Annotated in this window: 1 protein-coding gene; it reads left to right on the top strand. The window is 55.7% G+C overall.

The features are described 5' to 3' along the window. Positions 1–106: 106 nt before the first annotated feature. On the top strand, positions 107–729 hold a 623-nt coding region (locus AC0L3A_RS40795; protein WP_473256588.1), incomplete at its 3' end, for an IS110 family RNA-guided transposase.

Below are 729 nucleotides of genomic sequence, written 5' to 3'. Positions count from 1 at the left end.
CGCTTGAACTTCATCAAAAGTGATGGTGTGGAACGGCCCTTCGAACCGGCATCAAAAGTGCCTAACGTGGTCGCGTAGAGAGGCGCCACAAACGAAGGACCGTTCCATGGAGAAGATTATCACAGTGGGTTTGGATTTGGCCAAGTCGATCTTTCAAGTTCACGGCATCGCCGAAAACGGGAAAGTCTTGGTTCGTCGCACATTGCGGCGATCGCAGGTTCTGCCCTTCTTTCGGAGCCTTCCAGCTTGCGTGGTAGGTATGGAGGCCTGTGCGAGTGCCCATCACTGGGCACGCGAGATAGCGGCGTTGGGCCACTCTGTCCGCATGATGCCGCCAGCCTACGTGAAGCCTTACGTCAAACGAAACAAGACCGACGCGGCGGATGCTGAAGCCATTTGTGAGGCGGTCAACCGCCCGACAATGCGGTTCGTGCCCGTGAAGACTGCCGAACAACAAGCAGCCAGCATGATTTTGCGAACGCGAGAGATGCTGATGAAGCAGCGCAGCCAGACTGCAAATGCCCTGCGTGCCCATATGGCCGAATTGGGCATTATCGCTGGCACAGGCATGGCAAGCATCGCAAAACTCCTGGTGCTTCTCCGGGACGAAAAAGACAATAGGATCCCCGGCGCCGCCCGCTTTGCCCTGATTCTATTCGCTGAACAGATTGAGCTGCTTACAACCCGCATAGAGAAGCTCGACAGAGAGATTTTGGTTGCCGTCAGAAA

It is taken from the genome of Bradyrhizobium sp. MI1.3 (assembly GCF_055811695.1).
This window is presented reverse-complemented; position numbering and strand designations above follow the sequence as displayed.